Source organism: Microbacterium sp. ZW T5_56, assembly GCF_044987425.1.
Taxonomy (GTDB): Bacteria; Actinomycetota; Actinomycetes; order Actinomycetales; family Microbacteriaceae; genus Microbacterium.
Genome location: NZ_JBJDRI010000023.1, coordinates 1 through 26966, shown reverse-complemented (window position 1 = coordinate 26966; position 26966 = coordinate 1). Strand labels below are relative to the sequence as shown.

The 26966-nt window shown below is 68.0% G+C and carries 24 protein-coding genes and 1 tRNA gene; 3 read left to right on the top strand and 22 right to left on the bottom strand.

Annotated features, from left to right (window positions below; genetic code table 11):
* Positions 1–108: 108 nt before the first annotated feature.
* Positions 109–2739 carry a DNA polymerase I gene (gene polA, locus ACI3KU_RS12095; RefSeq protein ID WP_404922548.1) on the bottom strand — a complete coding sequence of 877 codons (2631 nt, stop codon included), beginning with the start codon at positions 2737–2739 and terminating at the stop codon, positions 109–111.
* Between the two features lie 43 nt (positions 2740–2782).
* Here polA and ACI3KU_RS12090 point away from each other — a divergent pair, with 43 nt between their 5' ends.
* Positions 2783–3211, top strand: coding sequence for a hotdog fold thioesterase (locus tag ACI3KU_RS12090; protein ID WP_404922547.1), 429 nt, complete (start codon positions 2783–2785; stop codon positions 3209–3211).
* 52 nt (positions 3212–3263) lie between these two features.
* Here ACI3KU_RS12090 and ACI3KU_RS12085 read toward each other — a convergent pair whose 3' ends face one another.
* On the bottom strand, positions 3264–3884 hold the full coding sequence (locus ACI3KU_RS12085; RefSeq protein ID WP_231090173.1) for an ANTAR domain-containing response regulator: 621 nt from the start codon (positions 3882–3884) through the stop codon (positions 3264–3266).
* 140 nt (positions 3885–4024) lie between these two features.
* Positions 4025–4107: transfer RNA gene (locus tag ACI3KU_RS12080), tRNA-Leu, on the bottom strand.
* Positions 4108–4324: 217 nt separating this feature from the next.
* Here ACI3KU_RS12080 and ACI3KU_RS12075 point away from each other — a divergent pair.
* Complete coding sequence (locus ACI3KU_RS12075) at positions 4325–4456, top strand: hypothetical protein (RefSeq protein WP_404922546.1); 132 nt, start codon at positions 4325–4327, stop codon at positions 4454–4456.
* A 1-nt stretch (position 4457) separates the two neighbouring features.
* On the opposite strand, the gene ACI3KU_RS12070 is transcribed toward ACI3KU_RS12075, so the two are convergent.
* Positions 4458–4682 carry a hypothetical protein gene (locus ACI3KU_RS12070; RefSeq protein ID WP_404922545.1) on the bottom strand — a complete coding sequence of 75 codons (225 nt, stop codon included), beginning with the start codon at positions 4680–4682 and terminating at the stop codon, positions 4458–4460.
* Positions 4683–4811: 129 nt separating this feature from the next.
* Here ACI3KU_RS12070 and ACI3KU_RS12065 point away from each other — a divergent pair, with 129 nt between their 5' ends.
* Positions 4812–5921: a calcium:proton antiporter gene (locus ACI3KU_RS12065; RefSeq protein ID WP_404922544.1), complete on the top strand. Its 1110-nt coding sequence runs from the start codon at positions 4812–4814 to the stop codon at positions 5919–5921.
* Positions 5922–6041: 120 nt separating this feature from the next.
* On the opposite strand, the gene pyk is transcribed toward ACI3KU_RS12065, so the two are convergent.
* The 18 genes from pyk to metK all read right to left on the bottom strand — a co-directional run bounded on the left by pyk (position 6042) and on the right by metK (position 26934).
* Positions 6042–7484, bottom strand: coding sequence for a pyruvate kinase (pyk, locus tag ACI3KU_RS12060; protein ID WP_404922543.1), 1443 nt, complete (start codon positions 7482–7484; stop codon positions 6042–6044).
* Between the two features lie 57 nt (positions 7485–7541).
* The gene (locus tag ACI3KU_RS12055; RefSeq protein ID WP_404922542.1) at positions 7542–9008 is read right to left on the bottom strand and encodes a glutamate synthase subunit beta; all 1467 of its coding nucleotides are present in this window, start codon (positions 9006–9008) and stop codon (positions 7542–7544) included.
* The gene (gene gltB / locus ACI3KU_RS12050) at positions 9001–13569 is read right to left on the bottom strand and encodes a glutamate synthase large subunit (protein ID WP_404922541.1); all 4569 of its coding nucleotides are present in this window, start codon (positions 13567–13569) and stop codon (positions 9001–9003) included. Before gltB ends, ACI3KU_RS12055 begins: the two co-directional genes overlap by 8 nt.
* A 61-nt stretch (positions 13570–13630) precedes the next feature.
* Positions 13631–14641 (bottom strand): prolipoprotein diacylglyceryl transferase, encoded by a 1011-nt coding sequence (gene lgt / locus ACI3KU_RS12045; protein WP_404922540.1) that lies wholly within the window; start codon positions 14639–14641, stop codon positions 13631–13633.
* 40 nt (positions 14642–14681) lie between these two features.
* A complete protein-coding gene (trpA, locus tag ACI3KU_RS12040) occupies positions 14682–15464 on the bottom strand; it encodes a tryptophan synthase subunit alpha (RefSeq protein ID WP_404922539.1) in 783 nt (260 codons plus the stop codon).
* Positions 15461–16675 (bottom strand): tryptophan synthase subunit beta, encoded by a 1215-nt coding sequence (gene trpB / locus ACI3KU_RS12035; protein ID WP_404922538.1) that lies wholly within the window; start codon positions 16673–16675, stop codon positions 15461–15463. The genes trpA and trpB overlap by 4 nt, the downstream gene beginning before the upstream one ends.
* A complete protein-coding gene (gene trpC, locus ACI3KU_RS12030) occupies positions 16672–17481 on the bottom strand; it encodes an indole-3-glycerol phosphate synthase TrpC (RefSeq protein ID WP_404922593.1) in 810 nt (269 codons plus the stop codon). Before trpC ends, trpB begins: the two co-directional genes overlap by 4 nt.
* A gap of 2 nt (positions 17482–17483) precedes the next feature.
* Positions 17484–17714, bottom strand: coding sequence for a DUF6704 family protein (locus tag ACI3KU_RS12025; protein ID WP_404922537.1), 231 nt, complete (start codon positions 17712–17714; stop codon positions 17484–17486).
* An 84-nt stretch (positions 17715–17798) separates the two neighbouring features.
* Positions 17799–18383, bottom strand: a complete 585-nt coding sequence (locus tag ACI3KU_RS12020) for a Trp biosynthesis-associated membrane protein (RefSeq protein ID WP_404922536.1) — start codon at positions 18381–18383, stop codon at positions 17799–17801.
* Positions 18380–18727 carry a phosphoribosyl-AMP cyclohydrolase gene (hisI, locus tag ACI3KU_RS12015; protein ID WP_404922535.1) on the bottom strand — a complete coding sequence of 116 codons (348 nt, stop codon included), beginning with the start codon at positions 18725–18727 and terminating at the stop codon, positions 18380–18382. Before hisI ends, ACI3KU_RS12020 begins: the two co-directional genes overlap by 4 nt.
* Positions 18724–19485, bottom strand: a complete 762-nt coding sequence (hisF, locus tag ACI3KU_RS12010; protein WP_404922534.1) for an imidazole glycerol phosphate synthase subunit HisF — start codon at positions 19483–19485, stop codon at positions 18724–18726. Before hisF ends, hisI begins: the two co-directional genes overlap by 4 nt.
* Positions 19485–20324 carry an ATP phosphoribosyltransferase gene (gene hisG, locus ACI3KU_RS12005; protein ID WP_404922533.1) on the bottom strand — a complete coding sequence of 280 codons (840 nt, stop codon included), beginning with the start codon at positions 20322–20324 and terminating at the stop codon, positions 19485–19487. Before hisG ends, hisF begins: the two co-directional genes overlap by 1 nt.
* Positions 20325–20347: 23 nt before the next feature.
* On the bottom strand, positions 20348–20611 hold the full coding sequence (locus tag ACI3KU_RS12000) for a phosphoribosyl-ATP diphosphatase (RefSeq protein ID WP_404922532.1): 264 nt from the start codon (positions 20609–20611) through the stop codon (positions 20348–20350).
* 9 nt (positions 20612–20620) lie between these two features.
* On the bottom strand, positions 20621–21322 hold the full coding sequence (gene rpe / locus ACI3KU_RS11995) for a ribulose-phosphate 3-epimerase (RefSeq protein WP_404922531.1): 702 nt from the start codon (positions 21320–21322) through the stop codon (positions 20621–20623).
* Positions 21319–22692, bottom strand: a complete 1374-nt coding sequence (locus ACI3KU_RS11990; protein ID WP_404922530.1) for an RsmB/NOP family class I SAM-dependent RNA methyltransferase — start codon at positions 22690–22692, stop codon at positions 21319–21321. Before ACI3KU_RS11990 ends, rpe begins: the two co-directional genes overlap by 4 nt.
* The gene (locus ACI3KU_RS11985; protein ID WP_404922529.1) at positions 22689–23648 is read right to left on the bottom strand and encodes a methionyl-tRNA formyltransferase; all 960 of its coding nucleotides are present in this window, start codon (positions 23646–23648) and stop codon (positions 22689–22691) included. Before ACI3KU_RS11985 ends, ACI3KU_RS11990 begins: the two co-directional genes overlap by 4 nt.
* Before the next feature lie 8 nt (positions 23649–23656).
* Positions 23657–25729 (bottom strand): primosomal protein N', encoded by a 2073-nt coding sequence (locus tag ACI3KU_RS11980; protein WP_404922528.1) that lies wholly within the window; start codon positions 25727–25729, stop codon positions 23657–23659.
* A gap of 11 nt (positions 25730–25740) precedes the next feature.
* Positions 25741–26934: a methionine adenosyltransferase gene (gene metK, locus ACI3KU_RS11975; RefSeq protein ID WP_404922527.1), complete on the bottom strand. Its 1194-nt coding sequence runs from the start codon at positions 26932–26934 to the stop codon at positions 25741–25743.
* Positions 26935–26966: the final 32 nt, after the last annotated feature.

The following is a 26966-nucleotide window of genomic DNA, read 5'->3' as shown; positions in this document are numbered from 1 at the left end:
TCAGCTCCTCACACAACCCTCGGCGAGCCGGCACAACCACACGAGCCGGCGCGACCCGTCGCGAGCCGGCACAACCCACCGCAACCAGCTCAGCCCGACGCGACGAGTTCAATGCGCGGCCTCGTCCCAGTTGGCGCCGCGGCCCACCTGCACATCAAGGGGCACGGACAGCTCCGCTGCATCTCCCATCCGCGCGCGGACGATGGCCTCCGTGGCGTCCCACTCGCCGGCAGCGACCTCGACCACGAGTTCGTCGTGGATCTGCAGGAGCACGCGCGAACGCAGATCCGCTGCACGCAGGTCCTGATGAATGTGGAACAGCGCGATCTTCATGATGTCGGCCGCACTGCCCTGGATCGGGGCATTCAACGCTGCACGTTCTGCGTTCTCGCGCAGCACACGATTAGGGCTCGACAGGTCGGGGAACGGACGCCGGCGACCGAAGATCGTCTCCGTGTAGCCATCGACCTTCGCCTTGCCGACCGACTCGCGCAGGTAGTCGCGCACCGCGCCGAAGCGAGCGAAGTAGTCCAGCATGAGCTGCTTCGCCTCCGACTGCTCGATACGAAGCTGCTTCGACAGGCCGAACGCCGAGAGACCGTAGACCAGGCCGTACGACATCGCCTTGACCTTGGAGCGCATGGCGCTCGTCACATCGGCCGGCTCGACACCGAAGACATGGGCGCCCACGTAACGGTGCAGGTCCTCGCCAGTGTTGAAGGCCTCGATGAGCCCCGGATCAGCCGACAGGTGCGCCATGATGCGCATCTCGATCTGCGAGTAGTCCGCCGTCAGGAGCGTCTCGTACTCGGTACCCACCTCGAACGCGGCGCGGATGCGACGACTCTCCTCCGTGCGCACCGGGATGTTCTGCAGGTTGGGATCCGTGCTCGAGAGCCGACCCGTCTGGCTCCCGGTCTGGACGTAGGTGGTGTGCACGCGGTGATCGGGCTTGATCGCCACGTCCAGCGACTCGATGATCTGTCGCAGCTTCGTCGCCTCGCGGTGCTGCGACAGCAGTTCGAGGAACGGATGCGGTGCCTTCTCCTGCAGGTCGGCGAGCGAGGCGGCATCGGTCGAATAGCCGGTCTTCGTCTTGCGGGTCTTCGGCAGCTCGAGCTCCTCGAACAGCACCTCCTGCAGCTGCTTCGGCGAGCCGAGGTTCACCTCGCGCCCGATGGCGGCATACGCATCCTGCGCGATCACATCCGCCCGCGACGCGAGCTCGGACGAGAACGTGGAGAGCTTGTCGTGGGAGACCTGGACGCCGGAGAGCTCCATGTCCGCCAGCGCGGCGAGAGTGGGCAGCTCGATGTCCTGGAGCACTGTGACGATGCCCTCCGGCATCTGCTCGCGGATGGCCTCTGCGGTGCGCAGGGTGAACCAGGACAGCTGTCCCGGGGTGGCCCCCTCCGTCTCCGGCACGAGCTGGCGCGGGTCTGCCTCCGGCAGCTTCTCCCCCAGGTAGCGCTCCACCAGATCCGCGAGCGACTTGTCGGGATAGCTCGGACGCACCAGCCACCCGGCGAGATTGGTGTCGAACACGATGCCGGCGACATCTCCGCCGAGGGCTCGAACGGCCTTCAGCTGCGGCTTCGCATCGTGCAGCACCTTCTCCGCGGGTGAGGCGAGCCACGCGGCCAGATCGGTATCGTCCGTCCAGTCGAACTCGACGGACTCACTGGCATCTGCGACGCCCACCCGCAGCGGCGCCAAACCGTTCACCGTGATCGTGAGCGCGACCGGCGCGTCTTCCCGAGCACGAACCCAGGCAACGGCCTCGGCCACACTGACTTCGCGAGCTGCGGGAACGTCGACCGCGGTGTGGGTCTCGACATCACCCGCGTCTCCGCCGGCGGCTTCGAAGACGCGCGGAAGGAGCGTTCGAAACTCGAGCCGGCCGAACACATCACGCACGGCCGGACCGTCGAGCGGGCGAACCACGAGATCTCCGGGGCCCACGGGCAGCTCGACATCCGTGACAAGGCGGTTCAGCCTGCGATTGCGGCGGACATCATCCAGGTGATCGCGCAGGTTGCCGCCGACGACGCCCGTGATCTCATCCGCCCGTTCCAGCAGCGCGTCCAGCGAACCGAACTGTGTGAGCCACTTGACCGCCGTCTTCTCGCCCACCTTCGGCACACCCGGCAGGTTGTCGCTGGTCTCACCGACCAGCGCGGCGATGTCGGGATACTGCTCGGGTGGCACGCCGTAGCGCTCCACTACCGTGACCGGGTCGTAGCGCTTGAGCTGCGACACGCCCTGGACGGAGGGGTACAGCAGCGTGACGTCGTCGTTCACGAGCTGGATGGAGTCACGGTCGCCGGAGACCACGAGAACCTCGTAGCCCTGCTCGCGGCCCTGCACCGAGAGAGTCGCGAGGATGTCATCGGCCTCGAAGTCCTCCTTGGTGATCACCGTGATGCCCATCGCATCCAGCGCTTCCTGGATGAGCGGGATCTGACCCGAGAACTCCTTCGGCGTCTCCGCTCTGGTGCCCTTGTACTCCGCATACTCCCGCGTGCGGAACGATTGCCGTGACAGGTCGAACGCAACGGCCATGTGGCTCGGCTGCTCGGCCTTGATGAGGTTCACCAGCATGGAGAGGAAGCCGTAGACGGCGTTGGTGTGCTGCCCGTCTTTCGTGGTGAAGTTCTCGACTGGCAGCGCGAAGAACGCGCGGAAAGCGAGCGAGTGGCCGTCGACGACCAGGAGGGTAGGCTTTGCGGAGTCCGTCACCCCTCCAGCCTAATGAGGGGTACCGACATGGAGCGAGGAGAGCATGAGCGAAGGCGCCGCGGAGATCGAGAACAGCCCCCTGGAATGGGCGCGCGGGCGGGGTCTCGGAGCCCTCGCCGAGAAGATGGGTATCGAGCTCGTCGAGTTCACCGCCGAGCGTGTCGTGGCCACGATGCCGGTGCTGGGCAACACGCAGCCGCTCGGGTTGATGCACGGCGGTGCGTACGTGGTGCTGGGCGAATCGCTCGGTTCGATGCATGCGACCCTGCTGGCAGGACCGGGCCGCTATGCCGTCGGCATCGACATCAACGCCACACACACCGCATCCATCACGGAGGGGTTCGTCACGGGCGTGTGCACGCCGGTGCACGTCAGTCGTTCCCTCGCGGTGCACGAGATCGCCATCACGGACGATCGGGGTCGACGCAACTCCACCCTGCGTATCACCAACATGCTGCGCGACGCGCGCTGATACCGAAGACGACGAAGGCCGCCCCGAGGGGGCGGCCTTCGTGATGTCGGGGTCAGCCCTTCTTGGGCGCGAGCTGGTCGATGATGGCCTTGGCCACGTCCTGCATGGTGAGACGACGATCCATCGACGCCTTCTGGATCCAGCGGAACGCCTCGGGCTCGGAGAGGCCCATCTTCTCGTTCAGCAGGCCCTTCGCGCGGTCCACGAGCTTGCGAGTCTCGAAGCGCTCGACCATGTCGGCGACCTCGGCCTCGAGCGTGATGATCTGCTCGTAGCGCGCCAGGGCGATCTCGATGGCGGGCAGCAGGTCGTTGGGCGTGAACGGCTTCACGACGTAAGCGAGGGCACCCGCCTCGCTGGCGCGCTCGACGAGCTCCTTCTGGCTGAACGCCGTCAGCAGCACCACGGGGGCGACGTGGTTCTTGCTCAGCTTCTCGGCGGCGGTGATGCCATCCATCTGCGGCATCTTCACGTCCATGATCACCAGATCCGGACGCAGCTCGGTCGCGAGGGCGACGGCGGTCTCACCGTCGCCGGCCTCACCGACGACATCGAATCCGTTGTCGCGCAGAATCTCGACGATGTCGAGACGGATGAGCGATTCGTCTTCCGCAACAACCACACGGCGAGGTGCGGGAGCGGCCGGAATTTCGGTCTGGTCCTGATCGGTCACCAGCCGATTCTATGGCATACATCCGTGATTCACCCGGACAGCCACGCAACGATGAGCCAGGCGCGCAGCTCGAAGGCGGCCCGCGAGCAGAATGTGGGCGGTCAGGTCCGTGCACCAGGGGCCTTGCGTTCAATCGTGAGTGCCGGTGGTGGGACTCGAACCCACACGCCCTTTCGGACAAAGCATTTTGAGTGCTCCGCGTCTGCCATTCCGCCACACCGGCAAGTGCGTCGAGGACCACTCGACATTACCGCACGACTCCCCCGCTTCGCGCATCGCTCACGACGCACGCTGGGCTGGCAGGCGACACGGGGTGCGCACGAGCTGGGCGATCGGCTCGCGGCCCACAACCATGCGCAGCCCCGACGACTCGTGGCTGTCGACATACGCGGATCCCGGCTTCGCCACCGCCACCGCCACGCGCCGCGCCGTGGCGTGGCGTGGCGTACGCGCGAGCCGCCTGCGCCGCCGTCGGTCCGACTGAGCGTGAGCGCGCGGAACGGGCGTTCATTCGGGCCGCAGAGCACGAGCTGGCCCTCTTCACCCAGCAGGATCACCTGCTGGGCGACTGAGTCAGATTCCGAGACCGCCCCCGCCGCTCGCCTTCGCGTCGGCGATCGGGCGGTACTCGGCACCCGGCCGGCCGCGCTGGTCAGGACGATCCGCATCGGATCGCGGATCAACGGCGTCGCCCTTCAGCGGTCGAGCGCGCCACCGCAGCACCACGAGGGTGACGAGGCCGATGAGTGCGATCACGACAATTGCCCAGATCACGATGTCCGTCACGATGTTGCCCATGGTGCATGCTCTCGCTCTGCACAGGCGATGTCAATGATGCCGCGGTATGGTGAACCCACCAGATCGCGATCGGGACGACCCGGTCGAGCACGATGTGCGAGGACGACCTCGCGGAAGCACGGAACATTCGTGACCGTCTCGCAGATCCGTCGGATCCTCTCCCCCGCAGCCCTCCTCCGGCTCGCGCTCCCGTGGGCCGCGGTGGTCGCCACCGCGTTCCTCCCCCACGAACTGCCGTTGCCGGTCGTCTGGCTCGTACTCGGCGTCATCGTCGCCGTGATCCTTGTCGCTGCCTTCGGCGTTGTGCATGAGGCCGAATCGCTGGCGCACCGACTCGGCGACCCTTACGGAACGCTGGTACTCACCCTCAGCATCGTGCTGATCGAGGTCATCCTGATCTCCGCCGTGATGCTGGGCCCCGGTGAGCACGCGACCATCGCGCGCGACTCCGTCACTGCGGTGATGATGATCATCCTGAACCTCGTGGTGGGCGTGTGTCTGCTCGTGGGTGGGCTACGGCACGGGGCGATGCGCCCGAACCGCACGGGGTCGGGCGTGTACGTCGCAATGATCGCCGTGCTCTCGGCTACCGCCCTGATCATCCCGGCCGCGCTGCCGGGCGGCTCGTACCCGGCCGCCGCCGCCATCGCGGTCAGCGTGATCACGATCCTGCTCTACGGCTTCTTCCTGTGGCGCCAGACCGGTGCGCAGGCGGACGACTACCGCGAAGTCGGCGTGACCGGGGCGTCTCAGCCTGCGTCGCTGGGCGAGACGGTGCGCGAGCACGGGCGTGAGCTCAGTGTGCGCACCGCGCTGCTGGTCGCGACGATGGTGCCCATCGTGCTGCTGTCCCACCATCTGGCGACGCTGCTCGACATCGGCTTCAGCGCCGTCGGCGCACCGACAGCGCTGGCGGGAGTTGTGATCGCACTGATCGTCTTCACTCCTGAGACCATCACGGCGGTGCGCGCCGCCCGTGCCGGCGAGATCCAGCGTGTCGTGAACCTCTGCCTCGGGGCCTTCGTCTCCACCGTCGGGCTGACGATTCCCTCGGTGCTCGTGATCGGCCTCGTGACCGGCCAGTCCGTGATCCTGGCGGAGTCGCCGATCATGCTGGTGCTGGTGGCCGCCACGATCGTGACCACCGCGGTGACGTTCCTTGGCAAGCGCGTGACGGCTACGCACGGCGCGGTCCACGCCGCGCTGTTCGCCCTCTTCGCTGTCCTGCTGTTCCTCTAACCCCGTCGCACGCACCCCAACACCTCTCCCGTGGGGTGACGGATGCAGACACGAAGCTCTGACACAACGCGAATGGCCGGTCCCAGAGGAACCGGCCATTCGTTTGTCGTGCGGGGCTTCTTACGCCTCGTAGGCGGGGGCGGCACCGTGGACGGCGTCACCGACCTTGTGCACGCGCAGGTCGTTGGTGGAGCCCACGATTCCGGGAGGGGAACCGGAGATCACCACGACCTTGTCGCCGGGCTCAGCGAGACCGGAAGACAGCAGGTGCTCGTCCACCTGAGCGAACATCGCGTCGGTGTGCGACACGAAGTCGACCAGCGTGGTGCGGATGCCCCACGTCAGCGACAGACGGCGACGGATCGCCGGGTCCGGCGTGTACGCCAGCATCGGGATCTTCGAGCGCAGGCGCGACATCCGACGAGCCGAGTCGCCCGACTGCGTGAACACGCAGAGGAACTTGGCCTCCACGAAGTCCGCCACCTCGGCGGCAGCCAAGGTGATGGCACCGCCCTGGGTGCGGGGCTTCGTGCCGATCGGCGCGATGCGCTCCAGGCCGTGATCCTCGGTCGACTCGATGATGCGAGCCATCGTCTGGACCACGATCACCGGGTAGTCGCCCACGCTGGTCTCGCCCGAGAGCATGACCGCGTCGGCACCGTCGAGAACGGCGTTGGCGACGTCGGAGGTCTCGGCACGCGTCGGAACGGGGCTGGAGATCATGGACTCGAGCATCTGCGTCGCCACGATGACCGGCTTCGCCATGCGGCGAGCCAGCTCAACGGCGCGCTTCTGCACGATCGGCACGGCCTCGAGCGGAAGCTCGACACCGAGGTCACCACGGGCGACCATGATGCCGTCGAAGGCATCGACGATCTCTTCGAGCGCGTCAACAGCCTGCGGCTTCTCGATCTTCGCGATGGTGGGCAGGAACTTGCCCTCCTCGCGCATGATCTCGTGCACGCGCTCGATGTCGGCGGCGTTGCGCACGAACGACAGCGCGATGAGGTCCGCGCCCGTCTTCAGAGCCCAACGCAGGTCCTGCTCGTCCTTCTCGCTGAGCGCGGGGACGTTCACAGCCACGCCGGGAAGGTTGATGCCCTTGTTGTTGGATACGTTGCCGGCAACGAGCACACGGGTGGTCACGGTCGTCCCGTCGGACTCCACAACCTCCACACGGACCTTGCCGTCATCGATCAGCAGATGATCGCCCGCCTTGACGTCCTGGGGCAGGCCCTTGAACGTGGTGCCGACGATCTCCTTGGTGCCGGGAACGTCTTCGGTCGTGATCTTGAAGATGTCCCCGACTTCGAGGTAATGGGGTCCGTCTGCGAACTTCGCGAGGCGGATCTTCGGACCCTGCAGGTCCACCAGGATGGCGACGGCGCGACCAGCGTCGTCGGACGCCCGGCGCACGTTCGCGTAGTTCGCGTCGTGCACCGAGTAGTCACCGTGGCTGAGGTTCAGCCGGGCGACGTCAACGCCCGCGTCAATAATGGCGCGGACACTCTCATAGGTGGATGTTGCAGGTCCCAGGGTTGCGACGATTTTCGCGCGTCTCATCCGTATGTGCTCCGGTTGTCTGGGTGGGGGTTTTTCGGGCCGAGGGCCCGTGCCAGCCTACGCGGATGGCAGGCCGATGGCGACCTCGTGGGCCCGAACGGGCGCGGCGAGCGTGGACGTTCCCATCAGGTACGCGTCCACGGCTGCTGCCGCGGCGCGTCCTTCAGCGATGGCCCAGACGATCAGGGACTGACCCCGACCGGCGTCGCCAGCCACGAACACCCCGGGTGTCGTGGTGCTGTAGTCATCCTCACGGGCGAGAGCGCCTCGCTCCGTGAAGACCGCGTTCAGCTGCGCGTCGATGCCGGACCGCTCGGGCCCGGTGAAGCCCATCGCGATCAGCACGAGGTCGGCGGGGATCTCCCGCTCGGTTCCATTCTTGGGCACGCGACGGCCGTCGACGAATTCGGTCTCGGCGACACGCAGCGCGCGCACCTCTCCCGCATCGTTCGACAGGAACTCGACGGTGGAGGCGAGGAAGACCCGCTCGCCACCCTCTTCGTGCGCGGAGGAGATCTCAAAGACCGTGGGATCCATCGGCCACGGCTGGTGGTCCGGACGCTCTGCACCGGGCTGGCGGCCGATCGCGAGGTTCGTGACGCTCAGCGCACCCTGACGGTGCGCGGTGCCGATGCAGTCGGCACCGGTGTCGCCACCGCCGATCACCACGACATGCTTGCCCTCAGCACTGATCTGGTTCGCCACCGTGTCACCAGCGACCGCCTTGTTGGACTGCACGAGGTAGTCCATGGCGAAGTGAACGCCCGCGAGGTCGCGGCCCGGGATCGACAGGTCACGCGGCACCGTGGAGCCGGTCGCGACCACGATCGCGTCGTAGCGGTCCTGCAGGTCCGACCACGTGATGTCACGACCGATCTCGACGCCGGCACGGAAGCGCGTGCCCTCGTCCTGCATCTGGCGCAGGCGCGTCTCGAGGTGGTGCTTCTCCATCTTGAAGTCCGGGATGCCGTAGCGCAGAAGTCCGCCGATGCGATCGTCGCGCTCGAACACGGCCACGGTGTGGCCGGCACGTGTCAGCTGCTGCGCGGCGGCGAGACCCGCGGGGCCGGAACCCACGACGGCCACGGTCTTGCCCGTGATGCGCCCCGGCGGCTGCGGCTGCACCCAGCCGTTGCCGAACGCTTCGTCGATGATGGTCTGCTCGATGGACTTGATCGTCACGGCAGGCTGGTTGATTCCCAGCACGCACGCGCTCTCGCAGGGAGCCGGGCACAGCCGACCGGTGAACTCCGGGAAGTTGTTCGTGGCGTGCAGGCGATCGATCGCCGCACGGCCCTCGCCACGCCAGGTCAGGTCGTTCCACTCCGGGATGAGGTTGCCGAGCGGGCAGCCCTGGTGACAGAACGGCACGCCGCAATCCATGCACCGACCGGCCTGACGACGCACGACCGCGGTGTCACCGGGCTCGTACACCTCACGCCAGTCCATGATGCGCACCGGGACCGGGCGACGGCTGGGCAGCTCGCGCTGCGTGGTCTTCAGGAATCCCTGGGGGTCAGCCACGGGTCACCTCCAGAATCTGGTGCCAGACGACGTCGCCGTCGGGGTCGAGCCCCGCGGCCTCCGCGTCCTGGCGGGTCTTGAGAACGGCCGCGTAGTCGCGCGGCAGCACGCGGGCGAACTGCGGCGCCTCGTCGTGGAAGTTGGCCAGCAGCGAGGCGGCGCGGGTGGACCCGGTCCGCTCGACGTGCTGGGTGAGCAGGTCGCGGAGGATCTCCTCGTCCGCGGCACCCAGCGACTCGACGCGCAGCTCACCGCTGCGCAGGGCGTCCTGGTTCACCAGCTCGCGACGCAGGCGATACACATAAGCCGTGCCACCGCTCATGCCTGCGCCGAAGTTGCGTCCGGTGGTGCCGAGGATCACGGCGAGACCGCCGGTCATGTACTCCAGGGCGTGGTCGCCCACGCTCTCGACGACAGCGGTCGCGCCGGAGTTGCGAACCAGGAACCGCTCCCCCACGACGCCGCGGAGGTAGAGCTCGCCAGACGTCGCGCCGTAGCCGATGACGTTGCCCGCAATGACGTTGCGGGAGGCATCGAAGCGCACCGCCGCCGGCGGCTGCACCGTGACGATGCCGCCCGACAGCCCCTTGCCGACATAGTCGTTGGCGTCGCCGGAGAGGTTGAGCGTGATGCCCGACGGGAGGAATGCGCCCAGCGACTGGCCGGCCGAACCCTGCAGGTTCACCGTGATCGAATCCGCCGGCAGACCATACTGTCCGCGCGCCTTCGTCACCTGGTGTCCGAGCATCGTTCCGACCGCACGCTCCGTGTTGCGGATCGGCAGATCGATCGTGATCGTCCCGCCGTCCGCGATCACGGAACGCGAGCGGTTGATGAGCTCGACGTCGAAGTGCTTTTCCAGCTCGTGGTTCTGCTCGCGGCCGTGCTTGCGCGGTGCGTCCGCGGGCAGCTCCGGTCCGGTCAGGATCGGCGTGAGGTTGAGGCCCTGCGTCTTCCAGTGGCGAACGGCGTTCTCCACGTCGAGGAGCTCGGCGTGCCCGACCGCCTCATCGATGGAGCGGAAGCCGAGTTTGGCGAGGTACTCGCGCACCTCTTCGGCGATGAACTCCATGAAGTTGACGACGTACTCGGCCTTGCCGGTGAAGCGCTCGCGCAGCACCGGGTTCTGGGTGGCGACGCCGACGGGGCAGGTGTCCAGGTGGCACACGCGCATCATGATGCAGCCGCTGACCACCAGCGGTGCCGTGGCGAAGCCGAACTCCTCGGCGCCGAGCAGCATGCCGATGATGACGTCGCGCCCGGTCTTCAGCTGACCGTCGACCTGGACGACCACACGGTCGCGCATGTCGTTGATCATGAGGGTCTGCTGCGTCTCCGCAAGACCGAGCTCCCACGGCGTTCCCGCGTGCTTCAGCGAGTTCACCGGGCTGGCACCCGTGCCGCCGTCGTGCCCGGACACCAGGACCACGTCCGACAGCGCCTTGGCCACACCGGCCGCCACCGCGCCGATGCCGGACTGCGACACCAGCTTGGTGTGGATCCGCGCCGACGGGTTTGCCCGCTTCAGGTCGAAGATCAGCTGCTTGAGGTCTTCGATCGAGTAGATGTCGTGGTGCGGCGGCGGGGAGATCAGACCCACGCCGGGGGTGCCGCCACGCGTGCGGGCCACCCACGGGTAGACCTTCTCGGGCGGCAGCTGTCCACCCTCGCCGGGCTTGGCGCCCTGCGCCAGCTTGATCTGGATGTCGTCTGCCTCGGTCAGGTAGAGGCTCGTCACGCCGAAGCGGCCGCTCGCGACCTGCTTGATGGCGCTGCGACGCTTCGGGTCGAGCAGTCGCTCGACGTCCTCGCCACCCTCACCGGTGTTGGACTTGCCACCGATGCTGTTCATGGCGATGGCCAGCGTCTCGTGGGCCTCGCGGGAGATCGACCCGTAGCTCATCGCTCCGGTCGAGAATCGCTTCACGATCGAGGAGACCGGCTCCACCTCGGACAGCGGGACGGGAGTGCGGGCGCCGAAGCGCAGGCCGAACATGCCACGCAACGTCTTCAGCTCGGCGGCCTGGTCGTCGACCGCCTTCGTGTACTCACGGAAGATGTCGTAGCGACGAGTACGCGTGGAGTGCTGCAGACGGAAAACCGTGTCCGGGTTGAACAGGTGGGGCGGGCCGCTGCGGCGCCACTGGTACTCGCCACCGGTCCACAGCCGCTCGTGCACGCGCGCTGCTTCGTCCTTGGGATACGCGAAGTCGTGGCGCTGCTGGTTTTCGGCCTCGATCACGGCGATGTCGACACCACCGAGCTTGGATTCGGTACCGACGAAGTACGCGTCGATCAACTGCTGCGACAGGCCGATCGCCTCGAACACCTGAGCGCCGGCGTAGGAGCGGACGGTGGAGATGCCCATCTTCGACATGATCTTCAGCACGCCCTTGCCGAGCGCGTGAATCAGGTTGTGAACCGCCTCGTGCTCGGTCACGCCGTCGATGAAGCCGGTGCGCACCAGGTGCTCCACGGTCTCCATCGCCAGGTACGGGTTGACGGCAGACGCGCCGTAGCCGATGAGGGTCGCGACGTGGTGGACCTCGCGAACGTCGCCGGCCTCCACGATCAGCCCGACACGCATGCGCGTCTCGCGACGGATCAGGTGGTGGTGAACGGCGCTGGTGAGCAGCAGCGACGGGATCGGCACGAGGTCCTTGTCGCTGTCACGGTCGGACAGGATCAGAAACTCGGCTCCCGACGCGATCGCCGCATCGACCTCGTTGTAGATATCCTCGATGCGCTTCGCGAGCGTGCCGGGACCGGCATCGAAGTGGTAGAGACCGCGAATGGTCGCGGACGAGCGACCCGGCAGCGCCTTGGCGATGTGCTGGATCTTGGCCAGCTCGTCGTTGTCGATCACCGGGAAGTCGAGCGTCACGCTCTGCGCGTGCTCCGGGCCCCAGGAGAGGAGGTTCCGCTCCGGACCGATGCCGATGCGCAGGCTTGTCACCACCGACTCGCGAATCGAGTCCAGCGGCGGGTTGGTGACCTGGGCGAACTGCTGCGTGAAGTAGTCGAACAGCGGGCGCGGGCGGTCACTCAGCACCGCGATCGGGGTGTCCGATCCCATCGCGCCCAGCGGCTCCGCGCCGGTGCGACCCATCGGGGCGAGGATCTTGGTGACCTCTTCCTCGGTGTAGCCGAAGGTGCGCTGACGACGGGTGATCGAGGCAACGGGGTGGACGATGTGCTCGCGGTCGGGCAGGTCGGCCAGGCGCACGGCACCGGTCAGCCACTCCTCCCACGGCTCCAGGTTGGCAAGCTCCGTCTTGACCTCGTCGTCGCTGATGATGCGACGCTGCTCGGTGTCGACGAGGAACATGCGTCCGGGCTGGAGGCGGCCGCGACGCTTGATGCGCTCCGGCTCGAACTCCAGTACGCCCGTCTCCGAGCCGATCACGACCAGGCCGTCGCGCGTCTCCGTCCACCGTCCGGGGCGAAGGCCGTTGCGGTCCAGCGTCGCCCCGACCTGCGTGCCATCGGTGAACAGCAGCGCGGCCGGTCCGTCCCACGGCTCCATCTGCATGGCGTGGTACTCGTAGAAGGCGCGGAGCTTCGGGTCGATGTCGGACTGCTTCTCGTACGCCTCCGGGACCATCATCATGATGGCATGCGGGAGGCTCCGACCCGTCAGGGTGAGCAGCTCGAGCACCTCGTCGAAGGAGGCCGAGTCGCTCACGCCGTCGGTGCACACCGGAAGCAGAGGCGTCATGTCGCCCAGCAGCTCGGACTCGAGCTGGGACTGACGAGCGCGCATCCAGTTGCGGTTACCGCCCACCGTGTTGATCTCGCCATTGTGGGCGAGCATGCGCAGCGGCTGCGCGAGCGGCCACGACGGGAACGTGTTCGTCGAGTAACGGGAGTGCACCACGGCCAGCTTCGACGCGAAGCGCTCGTCCTGCAGATCCGGGTAGAACGGCTCGAGCTGCAGCGTGGTGACCATGCCCTTGTAGCCGATGGTCCGTGAGCTGAGGGAAACAAAATACGCGCCCTGCTCGGTGCGGGCGCGTGTGCGAAGACGGTAGGCGAGACGGTCGAGTCCCAGGCTGCTCATGGCCGGAGCGCCACCGATGGCCGGGCGCGACAGGAACAGCTGCTCCACCTGCGGGCGAGCGTTGAAGGCGAGCTTGCCGAGGTTCTCGGGAGCCGTCGGAACGACACGCCAGCCCAACACCTCGAGCCCCTCGGAACGGGCGATGTCCTCGATGGCGGACTTCTGAGCCAGGCGCGGCTCCTCCTCCAGTGGCAGGAACGCGGCACCGGCGACGTACTCGCCCACAGCGGGCAGCTCGAAGTCGACGACAGCACGGAAGAACTCGTCCGGCATCTGCGTGAGGATGCCCGCGCCGTCACCGGTTCCCGCGTCGGAACCGATGGCACCACGGTGCTCGAGGTTGCGCAGCGCCTCCAGAGCGAGGCTCACGATGTCGTGGCCCGCCTCGCCGCGAAGGGTCGCGACCATGGCGAGGCCACAGGCGTCCTTCTCGAAGCGCGGGTTGTACAGGCCCTGCTGGGCTGGGAAGCCGGCTAGGCCGGCAGGAAGGGTCGATGACATGGCGTCGTCCCCGGTTTCTCTCAAGGGGTTCGTGGGACGACGTCGGCCCGCGAGGAGGGTATTAGGCGCCGGCAACCTGCGTGGTTGCGGCGGGCGTTCCGCTCGTGGCGGCTTCGGAATCGTCAGTGGACTGGGCGGGTGGCTCGCTCACGTCGACGTATTCCGGGGTGGCTGCGGACGAGCCTACAGCATTCTGCGGACCACGGCCGACAGCGTACGGCGAGGGTTCCTGTCCCTTGTGACGCGACTGGACGATCAGGATGATCAGACCGATCACGATGCCCACGATGGCCGACCACACGTTCGTGCGCAGACCGAGGATGATGTCGCTCGGATCAATGCGGATCGACTCCCAGACGACACGCCCAGCCGAGTACCAGATCAGGTAGACCGCGAACAGGCGACCCCACTGCATGGCGATCTTCTTGCGCAGCACGAGCAGAACCACGACGCCGATGACGTTCCAGATGATCTCGTACAAGAATGTGGGGTGAAACAGCGTGTCCTCGCTCAGGCCGACCGGAATCGCCGAGTTCGGACGCGGGATCTCCAGGCCCCACGGCAGGTCAGTGGGAAGACCGAACAGCTCGTGGTTGAAGTAGTTGCCGAGGCGGCCGATGGCCTGCGCGAGCAGCATCCACGGCGCGATCGCATCCGCGAAGGTCCAGAACCGCAGTCCGGTCCACTTGCAGCCGAGCCACGCGCCGATGGCGCCGCCGATGAGCGCGCCGTAGATGGCGATGCCGCCGTCCCAGATGTTCCAGATCGCGTCTCTCACGAACGGGTTCCACCACTCGCGATCGGCGGTGAAGTAGAACCCGAAGTGGGTGAAGACGTGGAAGAACCGCGCGAAGATGATCGAGATCGGGACGGTGATCAGCAGCACGTCCACGATGACCCACGGCTCCGCGCCGCGCTTGGTCAGCGTGCGGTTGGCCGCGAACGTCGCGATGATGATGCCCAGGATGATGAACAACGCGTAGAACTTGATCGGCACACCCCAGGGGGTGGGGATGCCATTGATCTCCGGGCTCGGAATGCTCGCGGGCAGGGCCAGGGCGGAAAGCAGCATGGTTACGATTCTACGATGCCCGAGAGTGCTCGCCCGTCAGTCAGCGGTGGGTTCCGGCAGAAAGCGCGCGCGCTTCCGCGGCAAGACCGTCGACTCCGCCGTCACGAAGCGCCCGCACCAGTGCCGTGCCCACGATCGCGCCGTCGGCGTATTCCAGCACCCCGGCAACGTGATCCGCGTTGGAGATTCCGATGCCGACACAGGCGCGACGAGCGCCCTGCTCACGCAGTCGCGCGACCAGCGTGCGAGCGGCCGAGTCCAGCGAGGCGCGCTCCCCCGTGGTTCCCATCGTGGAGACCGTGTAGACGAAGCCGGTGGACTTCTCGATGACCATCCGAAGTCGCTCGTCGGTGCTGGTGGGAGCCGCCAGGAAGACGCGGTCCAGGCCGGTGCGCTCCGACGCGGCAATCCACTCGCCCGCAGCCTCCGGCGTGATGTCGGGGGTGATGAGACCGGCACCACCGGCGGCCAGCAGATCGTCGGCGTACCGGTCGACGCCGTACTGCAGCACGGGATTCCAGTACGTCATCACGAGGATCGGAACGTCGACGCGGTCGGCGATGGCCCGAATGATCGGGAACAGCTGCCGCAGCCGGAAGCCGGCCGCCAGCACCTGCTGGGTGGCTTCCTGGATGACGATGCCGTCCATGACGGGGTCCGAGTACGGCGGACCGAGCTCGAGGATGTCCGCGCCGTTCTCGGCGAGGGCGACCGCAGCTTCAACGCTCGTCTCGATATCGGGGAAGCCGACCGGGAGGTAGCCGATGAGCGCACCGCGCCCCTCGGCCTCGGCACGTGCGATGGCGTCTTCGACGCGGCTCATTCCTGCTCCCCCGCAGCGTCGTCATACAGCCCGAAGTACCGCGCCGCCGTATCCATGTCCTTGTCGCCGCGCCCGGACAGGCACACCGCGATCAGTGCGTCAGGCCCCATCTCCTTGCCGAGCCGGATGGCTCCGGCAAGAGCGTGCGCGGACTCGATGGCGGGGATGATGCCCTCGGTGCGGCTGAGCAGGCGCAGCGCCTGCATGGCCTCGTCATCGGTCGCCGGAATGTACTCGGCACGTCCGATGGATGCCAGCCACGAGTGCTCCGGGCCGACGCCGGGGTAGTCGAGTCCTGCGGAGATGGAGTGGGACTCCACCGTCTGTCCGTCCTCGTCCTGCAGCACGAAGGTGCGGGCGCCGTGAAGGACGCCGGGACGGCCGCGCTCGATGGACGCGGCGTGCTTGTCCGTGTCGACGCCGTCACCGGCTGCCTCGACACCGTAGAGCTTGACCGACTCGTCATCAAGGAACGCGTCGAACATGCCGATCGCGTTGGAGCCGCCGCCGACCGCAGCAACTACGGCGTCGGGAAGTCGTCCCACCTGCGTGAGCAGCTGGTCGCGGGCCTCCTCGGAGATCACCTTCTGGAAATCACGGACGAGTGCGGGGAACGGGTGCGGACCCGCTGCCGTGCCGAAGATGTAGTTCGTGTTCTCGACGCTGGCGACCCAGTCACGGTATGCCTCGTTGATCGCGTCCTTGAGGGTGCGCGATCCGGTCGTCACCGGAATGACCTCGGCTCCCAGCAGGCGCATGCGTGCGACGTTCAGCGCCTGGCGCTCGGTGTCGACCTCGCCCATGTAGATGGTGCAGTCGAACCCGAACAGGGCGGCCGCTGTCGCCGTCGCGACACCGTGCTGGCCGGCACCCGTCTCCGCGATCACGCGCGTCTTGCCGAGTCGCTGCGTGAGCAGCGCCTGGCCGATGACGTTGTTGATCTTGTGGGATCCGGTGTGGTTGAGGTCCTCACGCTTGAGGAAGATCCGCGCGCCGCCGGCGTGCTCCGCGAAACGCGGCACCTCGGTGATCGGCGACGGACGACCCGCGTAGTTGGTCAGCAACTCGCGGTATTGGGCCCAGAAGGTCTCATCCGTCATCGCGGACTCCCACACAGCGGTGAGCTCATCGATTGCGGCGATCAGGGATTCCGGCATGAACCGACCCCCGAAGTCTCCGAAGAACGGACCGTGCTGATCGCGCAGACTCACGGCGTCTGGCTCCCATCTGCCGACGCGGTGAACGAGCCGGCTTGAAGGTACTGAGTGAGGGTCGCCACCGGGTCACCGGTGACGAGCGCCTCTCCGATGAGCACCACGTCGGCGCCCGCGGAACGGTAGTGGCGCACGTCCTCCGGAGAGAGAACGGCGGATTCGGCGATCTTGATGACGTCGGCCGGGAACATATGCACCAGCGAGCCGAACAGATCGCGATCAAGTTCGAAGGTCGACAGATTGCGCGCGTTGACTCCGACGAGCTTCGCACCGAGGGCGAGAGCGCGCTCCACCTCCTCGGCCGAGTGCGTCTCCACCAGCGGCGTCATGCCGAGGGAGAGGATCAGCTCGTACAGGTGGCGCAGCGTCTCGTCGTCCAGGGCCGCCACGATCAGCAGCACGAGGTCGGCACCTGCGGCGCGAGCCTCATACACCTGGTAGTCGGTGGCGATGAAGTCCTTGCGCAGCACGGGAAGGGTGACGCGTGTGCGCACCGCCTCGAGGTCGGCCAGGCTGCCGCGGAACTTCCGTTCCTCGGTCAGCACGCTGATCGTGGACGCGCCACCCTGCTCGTAGAGCGCGGCCTGGTGCGCGGGATCGGGGATCTCGGCGAGGTGTCCGCGCGACGGTGAAGCACGCTTCACTTCGGCGATGATCTTCACCCGGTCGGCGGGAGCGAGGACCGTCAGCACATCGAGGGCCGGCGCACGGTCTGCGGCGTCCTGACGCACCCGGTCGAGCGGGCGGACCAGCTCACGCGTGCGGGCGTCCGCCACGGAGCCGGCCGTCAGGTCGGCGAGCACCATCAGTGCTGCTTCGCGACGTACTTCGGGCCCTTCACGCCGTAACCGGCCTTGGCCATCGCCCAGCCGACGATCAGTCCGATCACCAGAAGACCCGCCGATGCCCACACGCCGACGGGCATGGCCATCGCGAAGAAGATGGTTCCCAAGGTGAAGGCCAGGAGCATGATCACCACTGCGGTCCACGCCGCGGGCGAGTGTCCGTGGCCGGGGTCAGCGATGGGGTTGCTCATGGAAATCTCCTCCAGGAAAACGAGTGGTCGGTTCAGTCTATCGATTCCGCTCCGGCGAACAGGAATCCGCAGCGGGGCGGCGAATCAGGACGTGGGGTCGTCGCCGCGGCTCAGCTCATCCCAGCTGTCGACCGCGTCCAGCGGTCCGTCACCGTGATGCTGCGCGACTCCGGTGCGGTACCGCGACGTTCCCGTCCGCCAGCGCGACGCGGTGAGAAGCACGAATCCGCCTGCCACGACGAGCAGGATCCACGCAACGATCGCCACGATGGGCCAGGTCGTGAGCGACACGGAGCCGACGAGGGCGGAGACCGCATCGTCGCCGGAGATGCCGGTCGCCTTCGTGATGGCCGGAGCGACCGCGGACAGCGGCACCCCGGTGAGGACCGGAATGGTCTGCACGAGCAGTGCTGCTCCGATGACCACCGCGATCACGCCGAACACGTATCGAAGCACGCGCCCGGCCAGCGAGAGCACCACACCGAGCGCCATCGCGGCGAGGCTGAGCGGAGTCAGTAGCGGAAGCGCCGCAGAACCGGTCACCTCCAGCGCCTGGTTCGCGCCATCGTCGACGATCACGTTCAGCCACGTCTGGGTGGCGGCGATCAGACCGAGGGCACCGCCGAGAACGATGGCGAGTACAGAGGTCGAGCGCGCGCGCTCGATCACGACGATGCCCCGGCCGTCAGCGGCAGGAAGCGGTCGTCGAAGCAGGTGCGCGAGCCGGTGTGACAGGCCGCACCGGTCTGGTCGACGAGCATGAGCAGCGTGTCGCCGTCGCAGTCGTAGGACACGGCGTGCACGGCCTGGGTGTGCCCGGAAGTGTCGCCCTTGCGCCACAGCTCCTTGCGCGACCGCGACCAGTAGACGGCGCGACCCTCGCTCAGCGTGAGCTGCAGCGAGGTCTCATTCATCCAGGCCAGCATCAGCACCTCGCGGGAGTCGTACTGCTGCACGATGACCGGCACCAGGCCGTCCGCGTTGAAGGCGACCTGGGGATACAGCTCACTCATCGAACCAGCACTCCCTCGGAGCGCAGGGCGTCCTTGACGTCGCCGACGGTCATCGCGCCCGTGTGGAAGACGCTGGCCGCCAGAAGAGCGTCCGCACCGGCGTGCACGGCGGGCGCGAAGTGCTCCACGGCACCGGCGCCGCCGGACGCGATCACCGGCACGGAGGACAGCTCACGCATCAGGCGAACCAGCTCGAGGTCGAAGCCCTCACGGGTGCCGTCAGCATCGATGGAGTTGACGAGCAGCTCGCCCGCACCGCGTTCGATGGCCTCGCGCGCCCAGGCGAGCGCGTCCAGCGTCGTCTCTGTGCGGCCGCCGTGGGTGGTGACGACGAAACCTGACGCGGTGGCGGCGGAGCGCTTCACATCGAGTGACAGGACCAGCACCTGCGAACCGAAACGGTCGGCGATCTCGCTCAGCAACTCGGGACGCGCGATCGCCGCGGAATTCACACCGATCTTGTCGGCACCCACTCCCTGCAGACGAGCCACGTCCTCCGCGGATCGGATGCCGCCGCCGACCGTGAGAGGAATGAAGACCTGCTCGGCGGTGCGGCGCACCACGTCGTACGTGGTGGCCCGCTCGTCGACGGTCGCCGTCACATCGAGGAACGTGATCTCGTCGGCGCCCTGCTCGAAGTAGCGTGCGGCCAGCTCGACCGGGTCGCCCATCTCGCGGAGATTCTCGAAGTTGACGCCCTTGACGACCTTGCCGTCAGCGACGTCCAGACACGGAATGACGCGTGTGGTGACGGTCATCAGAGTCGCGCCGCCTCGATCGCGCTCACCAGGATGGCGCGAGCGCCGATCGCGTAGAGCTTGTCCATCACGAGGTTCATGCCCTTTCGCGGCACCATGACGCGCACGGCCACCCAGGCGGGATCCTGCAGCGGGGAGATCGTCGGGGATTCGCGTCCGGGTGCGATCGCCACGGCCTCGTCAACCAGGTTGGCGGGCAGATCGTAGTCGACCAGCACGTACCGGCGCGCGATCATCACGCCGCGCAGGCGCCGCAGCAGCGTGTCCACGCCTTCGGCGCCGGCGGCCGAGGAGATGAGGACCGCCTCGGATTCCAGCATGACCGGACCGAAGATCTCCAGGCCCGCGGCTCGCAGTGTGGTTCCGGTCTCGACGACGTCCGCGATCGCATCGGCAACGCCGAGTTCGACGGCAGATTCGACAGCGCCGTCCAGCGGGACGACCGTGACGTCGATGCCCTTCTCCGCGAGGTAGGAGCGCACGAGGCCGGCATAGGCGCTGGCGATGCGCACACCGTTCAGGTCCTCCAGCGTGGTGAAGCGGCCGGGACGTGCGGCGAAGCGGAAAGTGGAGCGCGCGAAGCCGAGCTCCTGGATCTCGGTCGCCTCACTGCCGGAATCCAGCAGCAGGTCGCGACCTGTGATGCCGACATCGAGCGCACCCGATCCGACGTAGGTGGCGATATCGCGCGGACGCAGGAAGAAGAACTCGACCTCGTTATCGGGGTCGATGAGGTGGAGGATCTTGGGGTCGCGACGACCGGCGTAGCCGGCCTCGGCGAGCATGGCGGATGCGGTCTCGGACAGTGCGCCCTTATTGGGCACGGCGATGCGAAGCATGAATCGCTTTCAGATGGGGAGGTTCAGAGGTGGCGGTAGACATCGGCCAGGGTGAGCCCCTTGGCGATCATCAGGACCTGCGCGTGGTACAGCAGCTGCGAGATCTCGAGCGCGGTGTCATCGTCGGATTCATATTCGGCGGCCATCCAGGCCTCCGCTGCTTCCTCGACGATCTTCTTGCCGATGGTATGGACGCCGCCGTTCAGAAGCTCCACCGTGCGCGAACCGGGCTCCCCCGCCTCGGCCTTCGCGGTCAGTTCACCGAACAGGTCGTCGAAACTCTTCACCCTCCCAGGCTACCGGGTGCGGGAGTGCGTGTGACGCCCCGCGGCGGTGCGGAGCGCGGCGATGGCCCCCGCCGGGTCATCCGCACCGAACACCGCGGAGCCCGCCACGAACGTGTCGGCACCCGCGGCGGCGGCTTGTTCGATCGTGGACGCGGAGATCCCGCCGTCCACCTGAAGCCAGACCTGCGATCCGCGGCGGCGCGCCTCGTCGGCGAGTCTCGCCAGTTTCGCCATCTGATCGGCCATGAACGCCTGGCCGCCGAAACCCGGATCGACCGTCATCACCAGGATCTGGTCGAACTCGTCGAGCACGTCGAACAGCGGCTCGACCGGTGTGGTCGGCTTGACCGCCACGCCGGCGCGTGAGCCGATGTCGCGCAGCCGTCGTGCGAGGGTGACAGGCGCACCGGCCGCCTCCAGATGGAATGTGACGCTCGCGGCACCCAGCTCGGCGTACGCGGGAGCCCACCGATCGGCGTCACTGATCATGAGATGCACGTCCAGCGGCACAGGGCTCGTCGCCTGAATGCGCTCCACCATCTGGGTGCCGAAGGTGAGATTGGGGACGAAATGGTTGTCCATGACGTCGACGTGCACGAAGTCCGCGGTCGCGATGCGCGCGAGCTCCGCCTGCATGTTGACGAAGTCAGCGGCCAGGATGCTGGGGTTGATGCGCGTGTCGGTCACCGTCCCATTATGTCCAGCGCTCATGCGCGACGCCGCAGCAGCGCCAGGAACATGCCGTCCGTGCCGTGACGGTGCGGCCACAGCTGCGCATGACCGGAGCCGTCGGCGGGTGCGGGCAGATCCAGCGGAGCGTTCGAAACCTGCTGCAGCGCGGCGCGGGCGTCCAGCTCCTCGACAGCGTCACCCCATGTCCGCTGCACGTCGGCGACGACACCGGCGGTCTCCGCGAGGTGCGGCGAGCACGTGACATAGGCGACCACACCGCCCGGCTTCAGGGCGCGAAGAGCGCCGTCCAGCAACTCGGTCTGCAGCGGGACGAGATCCCCCACGTCCGCGGGCGACTTGCGCCAGCGCGCCTCCGGACGGCGCCGCAGAGCACCCAGGCCCGTGCACGGCGCATCCACGAGAATCCGGTCGTAGGCCTCGGCGTGTGCGGCGGCGTAGCGTCGCCCGTCTTCCTCATGCACGACCACATCGAGCGGAACGCCCGCGATCGCCTGGCGGACGAGGCCCGCACGCGCCGGGGAGATCTCGTTCGCGTCCAGCGACGCGCCGAGCTCGAGCGCCCGCGCCGCAAGCAGCGCCGTCTTTCCCCCGGGACCGGCACAGAGATCCAGCCAGCGCTCCCCTGCGCCGGACACGTCGAGGCCCGCCAGCGCCAGCGCGACCAGCTGCGACCCCTCGTCCTGGACGCGCAGTCGTCCTCCGGAACCGCGCACCACGGGATCGGGCGCTCCGCCCGCGTGACGGAATCCGATCGGCGAATAGGGCGTCGATTCGGCATCCGCCGGAATCTCTGCGAGACCCGGCAGTGCGGAAAGTGTGACGGAGGGAGAGTCGTTGTCGGCCGCCAGCAGGTCGGGAAGCTCGCCTTCACGACCCTCCGCCTTCAACGCACGACGCATCGCGCGAAGAATCCACACCGGATGAGAGCTCGTGACGGAGAGGCGCTCGTCGTCGCTTCGCGACTGATCCTCCAGCCGCGCGATCCAGGCGTCGGCGTCATCGGCGGAGATGCGCCGCAGGACGGCGTTGGCGAACCCGGCGGCCTTGGGTCCGCCGGCTGAGCGAGCGAGCTCCACCGACTCGTTCACGGCCGCATGCGTCGCGACGCGGGTGGCGAAGAGCTGGTGCACGGCCAGGCGGAGCGCATCGAGCACCTCCGGCTTGATCTGGTCGGCCGAGCGGTCAGCGGCCATCTCGATCACCGCGTCATAGGTGCCCTGGCGGCGCAGGGTGCCGTACGTCAGCTCGGTGGCAAGGCCCGCGTCCGATCCGGACAGCCCGGCCCGCGAGATCGCGGTGGGCAGGAGCAGGTTCGCATACGCGTCGGAGCCGGAGACGGCGCGAAGGACGTCGTATGCGACGAGTCGAGCGGGTGAGATGCGTGTCATTGCGCGGTTCCTTCGGTCTGAGAGTCGGTCGCCACGGGAATCGGATCGACGCGGAGTTCATCGAGGCGCAGACCGCGCCACCAGTCCCCCGCCGCCATGTCCTGCTTGCCTGCGGGCTGCACACGCACCAGTTGCACGGGCCAATCCGCGGTACCCAGAAGCACCCGTTTCGCGTCCATTCGGATCGCCCCGGCGGGCAGGTCGATGTCCGCCTCCACGAGCGCCAGCCGAGGAAGCTTGAGAGTCACGCCGTCCACGCGGACGTGGGCTCCAGGCTCGGGGGTGACGCCGCGGTACCGCGCGAAGACCGCGTCCGCTCCCTCAGTCGGATCCAACAGGCCGTCGGACAGGGTCAGCTTGTGTGCGTAGGTCGCATCGCCCTCCTGGGCGACAGGCGATGCCCCCTCCCCGATCGCGGCGACGATCTCCGGTAGCGCGTGCGCACCGATCTCGGCGAGCGAGCGCAGCACGTCTGCCGCCGTAGCCTCGGGCTCGGGTGTGTACGGCTCCTGGCGATACACGGCTCCCGCGTCGAGCTCGGTGACGAGCTGGAAGACCGCCCAGCCCAGCTCGGTCTCACCCGCCATCAGCGCGCGCTGCACCGGCGCGGCGCCACGCCACTTCGGCAGCAGCGAGAAGTGCAGGTTCACCCATCCGGCCCCGAGCCCCGTCAGCAGCGGCTCGCGCACCAGAGCGCCGTACGCGACGATGACGCCGAGATCGGCACCCGTCGCCAGGATGGCCGCCGTGGCATCCGCGTCCAGACGGGCGGCTTTCAGCACCGGAAGTCCCAGGTCGTCCGCCGCCGCAGCCACGGGTGACGGCGTGAGGACGCGCTTTCGGCCGAGCAGTGCATCGGGACGCGTGACGACGAGCACCACCTCATGCTCGGATGCGGCCAGAGCACGAAGGGCGGGCACGGCCGCCTCAGGCGTTCCGGCGAAGACGATGCGCATGGCGCTCCTCACAGTTGGGGATCGGCGACGTCGAGTCGCACTCGGAGAGTGGTGGCACGGATGGCGCGGTTCCGACCGCGTCGGCCGCGAAGCGCCGCGCTGACCACGCTGCCGCGCAGCGACGCGGCCACGGCGGTTCCGACACCGTACTCGAAACGCAGCAGCGCGCGCGAGCGCGGCGTATCGTCTTCATCGGCACGGACGGGACCGACCACGGCATCGGGAGCCAGCGTGGGCACATCATCGCGGAGGACGCGCAGGGCTTCATCCACGGCGGCGGGGTCACCTTCGATCACGGCCACTCGGGATGCGGGCGGCATGTGCAGCGGCACGCGCTCAGCGATCTCCGACCGTGCAAATGCCGACTGCGTCCACGTGGCGAGAGCCCGTGCGACGCCACCTGTCACCCCGACAAGGTGGACGGGAGCCCCGGGTGCAGCGAGCGCGGCGGCGTTGGACCACCAGCGCAGACATGACTCCGTGATGCGCAGGTCGTCGGCCATCAGCATGCGATCGCCATCCAGCAGCAGCACGGCGGCGTACCCGCCGTCGGCGCGTGGCTCGGCGCCCCGCGTCGCCACGACCAGCGCCGGGCGGGAATCCACTCGCTCCACGGGATGATCCCCGTCGGCGATGATCACGCGCGTGTCGGCAAAGGCACGACCCAGGTCGTCGGCGGTGCGCTCAGATCCGGACGAGGCAAGACGCACACGGTCCGAGTCGCAGTTGCCGCAGCGCCACCCGTGCGCGGTGCGACCGCACCAGCGACAGACGGGCGCGGCGCCGCGGGACGCGGCGAACAGCGGACCGGAGCAGTGTGTGCATCGCGCGGCCGTTCGGCAGTCTGCGCACACGAGCACCGGCGCGTATCCGGGGCGGGCGACCTGCACGAGCACGGGTCCGTGTTCCAGAGCGTCGCGGGCAGCACGAAAGGCGGCTGACGGCACGCGGGTGCCGGGACGCTCCCCCTGGGTCGTGGAGGACAGGATCACCCGCGGCGCATATCGGCGTGCTGCGGCGATATCGCGCAGGTACCCCAGGCCGACGAGCCGTTCGGTATCCGCGGATCGGGTGTGCCCGATGAAGAGCAGCGCATGGCCGAAGAGCTCCTGCCGCACCAGCGCGGCGTCTCGAGCGTGCACGTAGGGAGCTAGCGGCTCATCCAGCAGAGCGTCGCCGTCATCCCAGATCGCGACGAGGCCGGCGTGAACCGGCGCGTACACGGCCGAGCGATTGCCGATCACGATGCAGGGCGCATCGTCCAGGGTGCGCAGGAACGCGCGGTAACGCTCCGGCCCCGTCTGGCGAGCATCCACACGGACCACGAGCTCCGCGGGCACGAACTCCGCCAGCGCCAGCTCGAGCGCATCTTGATCGCGGTAGTCGGGAACGACGAGGATGCTGCTGCTCCCGGCGGCGAGCACCTCGGCCGCCGAAGCGGCCAGCAGCACCATCCCGGCGGAGACGGACTGTCCGTCCGCCACCGTCTCCGGACGCGCCGGAGCATCGACGACGATCCGCTGGCGCTCAGCCAGTGCTTCCGCAAGGCCCGGGAAGGCCGCCAGAGTCGCTGTCGCGCGAGCGCGTGCAACGCCGGAGGAATCCCCCGGGATCTCTGTCTCTTCCGCCGCGGTCGCCGCCTCCGCCGCGGTCTCCGCCTCCTCCGCGGTCTCCGCCTCCGCCGCGGTCTCCGCCTCTTGCGCAGGCCGCGCGAGCCAGGCCTTCTCGACGCGCACCTGACGCTTCGGAATCGCGAGCCGCAGGATGTCGCTCACAGAGCCCGCGGCGCGATCGGCCACGCGTCTTGCCAGCGTGTACAACCGCGCCGGCATCACCACGGCGTCCGAGACGACCTCTTCGAGATCTGACAGCGCGCGCTCGGCCGCCTCTTCCACAGCCCGTTCCACGATGAAGCCGTCGACCACCCGACCCACGGAGCGCAGCGGCACTCGCACACGGACGCCGGGCCGCGCGGACAGCTCCAGCTCCGGCGGAACGACATAGTCGAACAGCCGATCCAACTGGGGAAGCGGCGAATCGATCAGCACCCGGGCGATCGGGCGCGGAGCGCTCCGGGTCATCTCTGCTGCGCTCAGAGGCCTGCGGCGCGACGCAGGCCGTCCACGCGGTCGGTACGCTCCCACGTGAAGGCGGGCAGCTCGCGACCGAAGTGACCATATGCGGCCGTGCGGCGGTAGATCGGACGCAGCAGGTCGAGCTCCTCGATGATGGCGGCGGGACGCAGATCGAACGTCTGCGAGATCGCGCGCGTGATCACATCGTCCGCCACCGCGCCGGTGCCGAACGTCTCGACATACAGGCCCACCGGAGCCGCCTTGCCGATCGCGTAGGCCACCTGTACTTCAAGCCGCTCGGCGAGACCCGCGGCCACCGCGTTCTTGGCCACCCAGCGCATCGCGTACGCCGCCGAGCGGTCGACCTTCGACGGGTCCTTGCCGCTGAAGGCGCCGCCGCCGTGGCGGGACGCTCCACCGTAGGTGTCGACGATGATCTTGCGACCGGTGAGGCCGGCGTCACCCTTCGGGCCGCCGATGACGAACGGACCCGCCGGGTTGAAGTAGAGCTGGTAGTCGGAGATGTCGAGGCCGGAGTCGGCGAGCACGGGGTCGATCACGTGCTGCTTGACGAGGTCGCGGAGCGCCTCCTGCGAGATCTCGGGGCCGTGCTGGGTGGAGAGCACGACCGCCTCCACGGTCTTGGGCGTGAAGCCCTCGTAGCCGAGGGTGACCTGGGTCTTGCCATCCGGGCGCAGCCACGGGATGAGTTCGCCTTCGTGACGTACGGCCGCCAGGCGCTCCGCCATGCGGTGCGAGATCCACGACGCCGCGGGCATCAGCTGCGCCGTCTCGTTGGTGGCGAAGCCGAACATGATGCCCTGATCGCCCGCGCCCTGTTCGTCGCGGACATCACCCGAGCCCTCACGTGCCTCCAAAGCCGTGCTCACCCCGGCATGGATGTCGCTGGACTGCTCGCCGACGGAGATCGACACGCCGCACGAATCGCCATCGAAGCCGGTGTCGCTGGAGCGATAGCCGATGTCGGTGATCACTCCGCGCACGATTCCCGTGATGTCCGAGTACGAGTCGGTGCGCACCTCCCCCGCCACGTGCACGAGACCTGTGGTGACCATGGTCTCCACAGCGACCTTCGCTCCCGGGTCCTGGCGCAGCAGGTCGTCGAGGATGGCGTCCGAGATCTGATCGCAGATCTTGTCGGGATGACCTTCCGTGACGGATTCCGAGGTGAACAGGCGAAGGTCGGTCATCGTGTCTCCGAGCGTCGAGGGGGGGTGGGAAG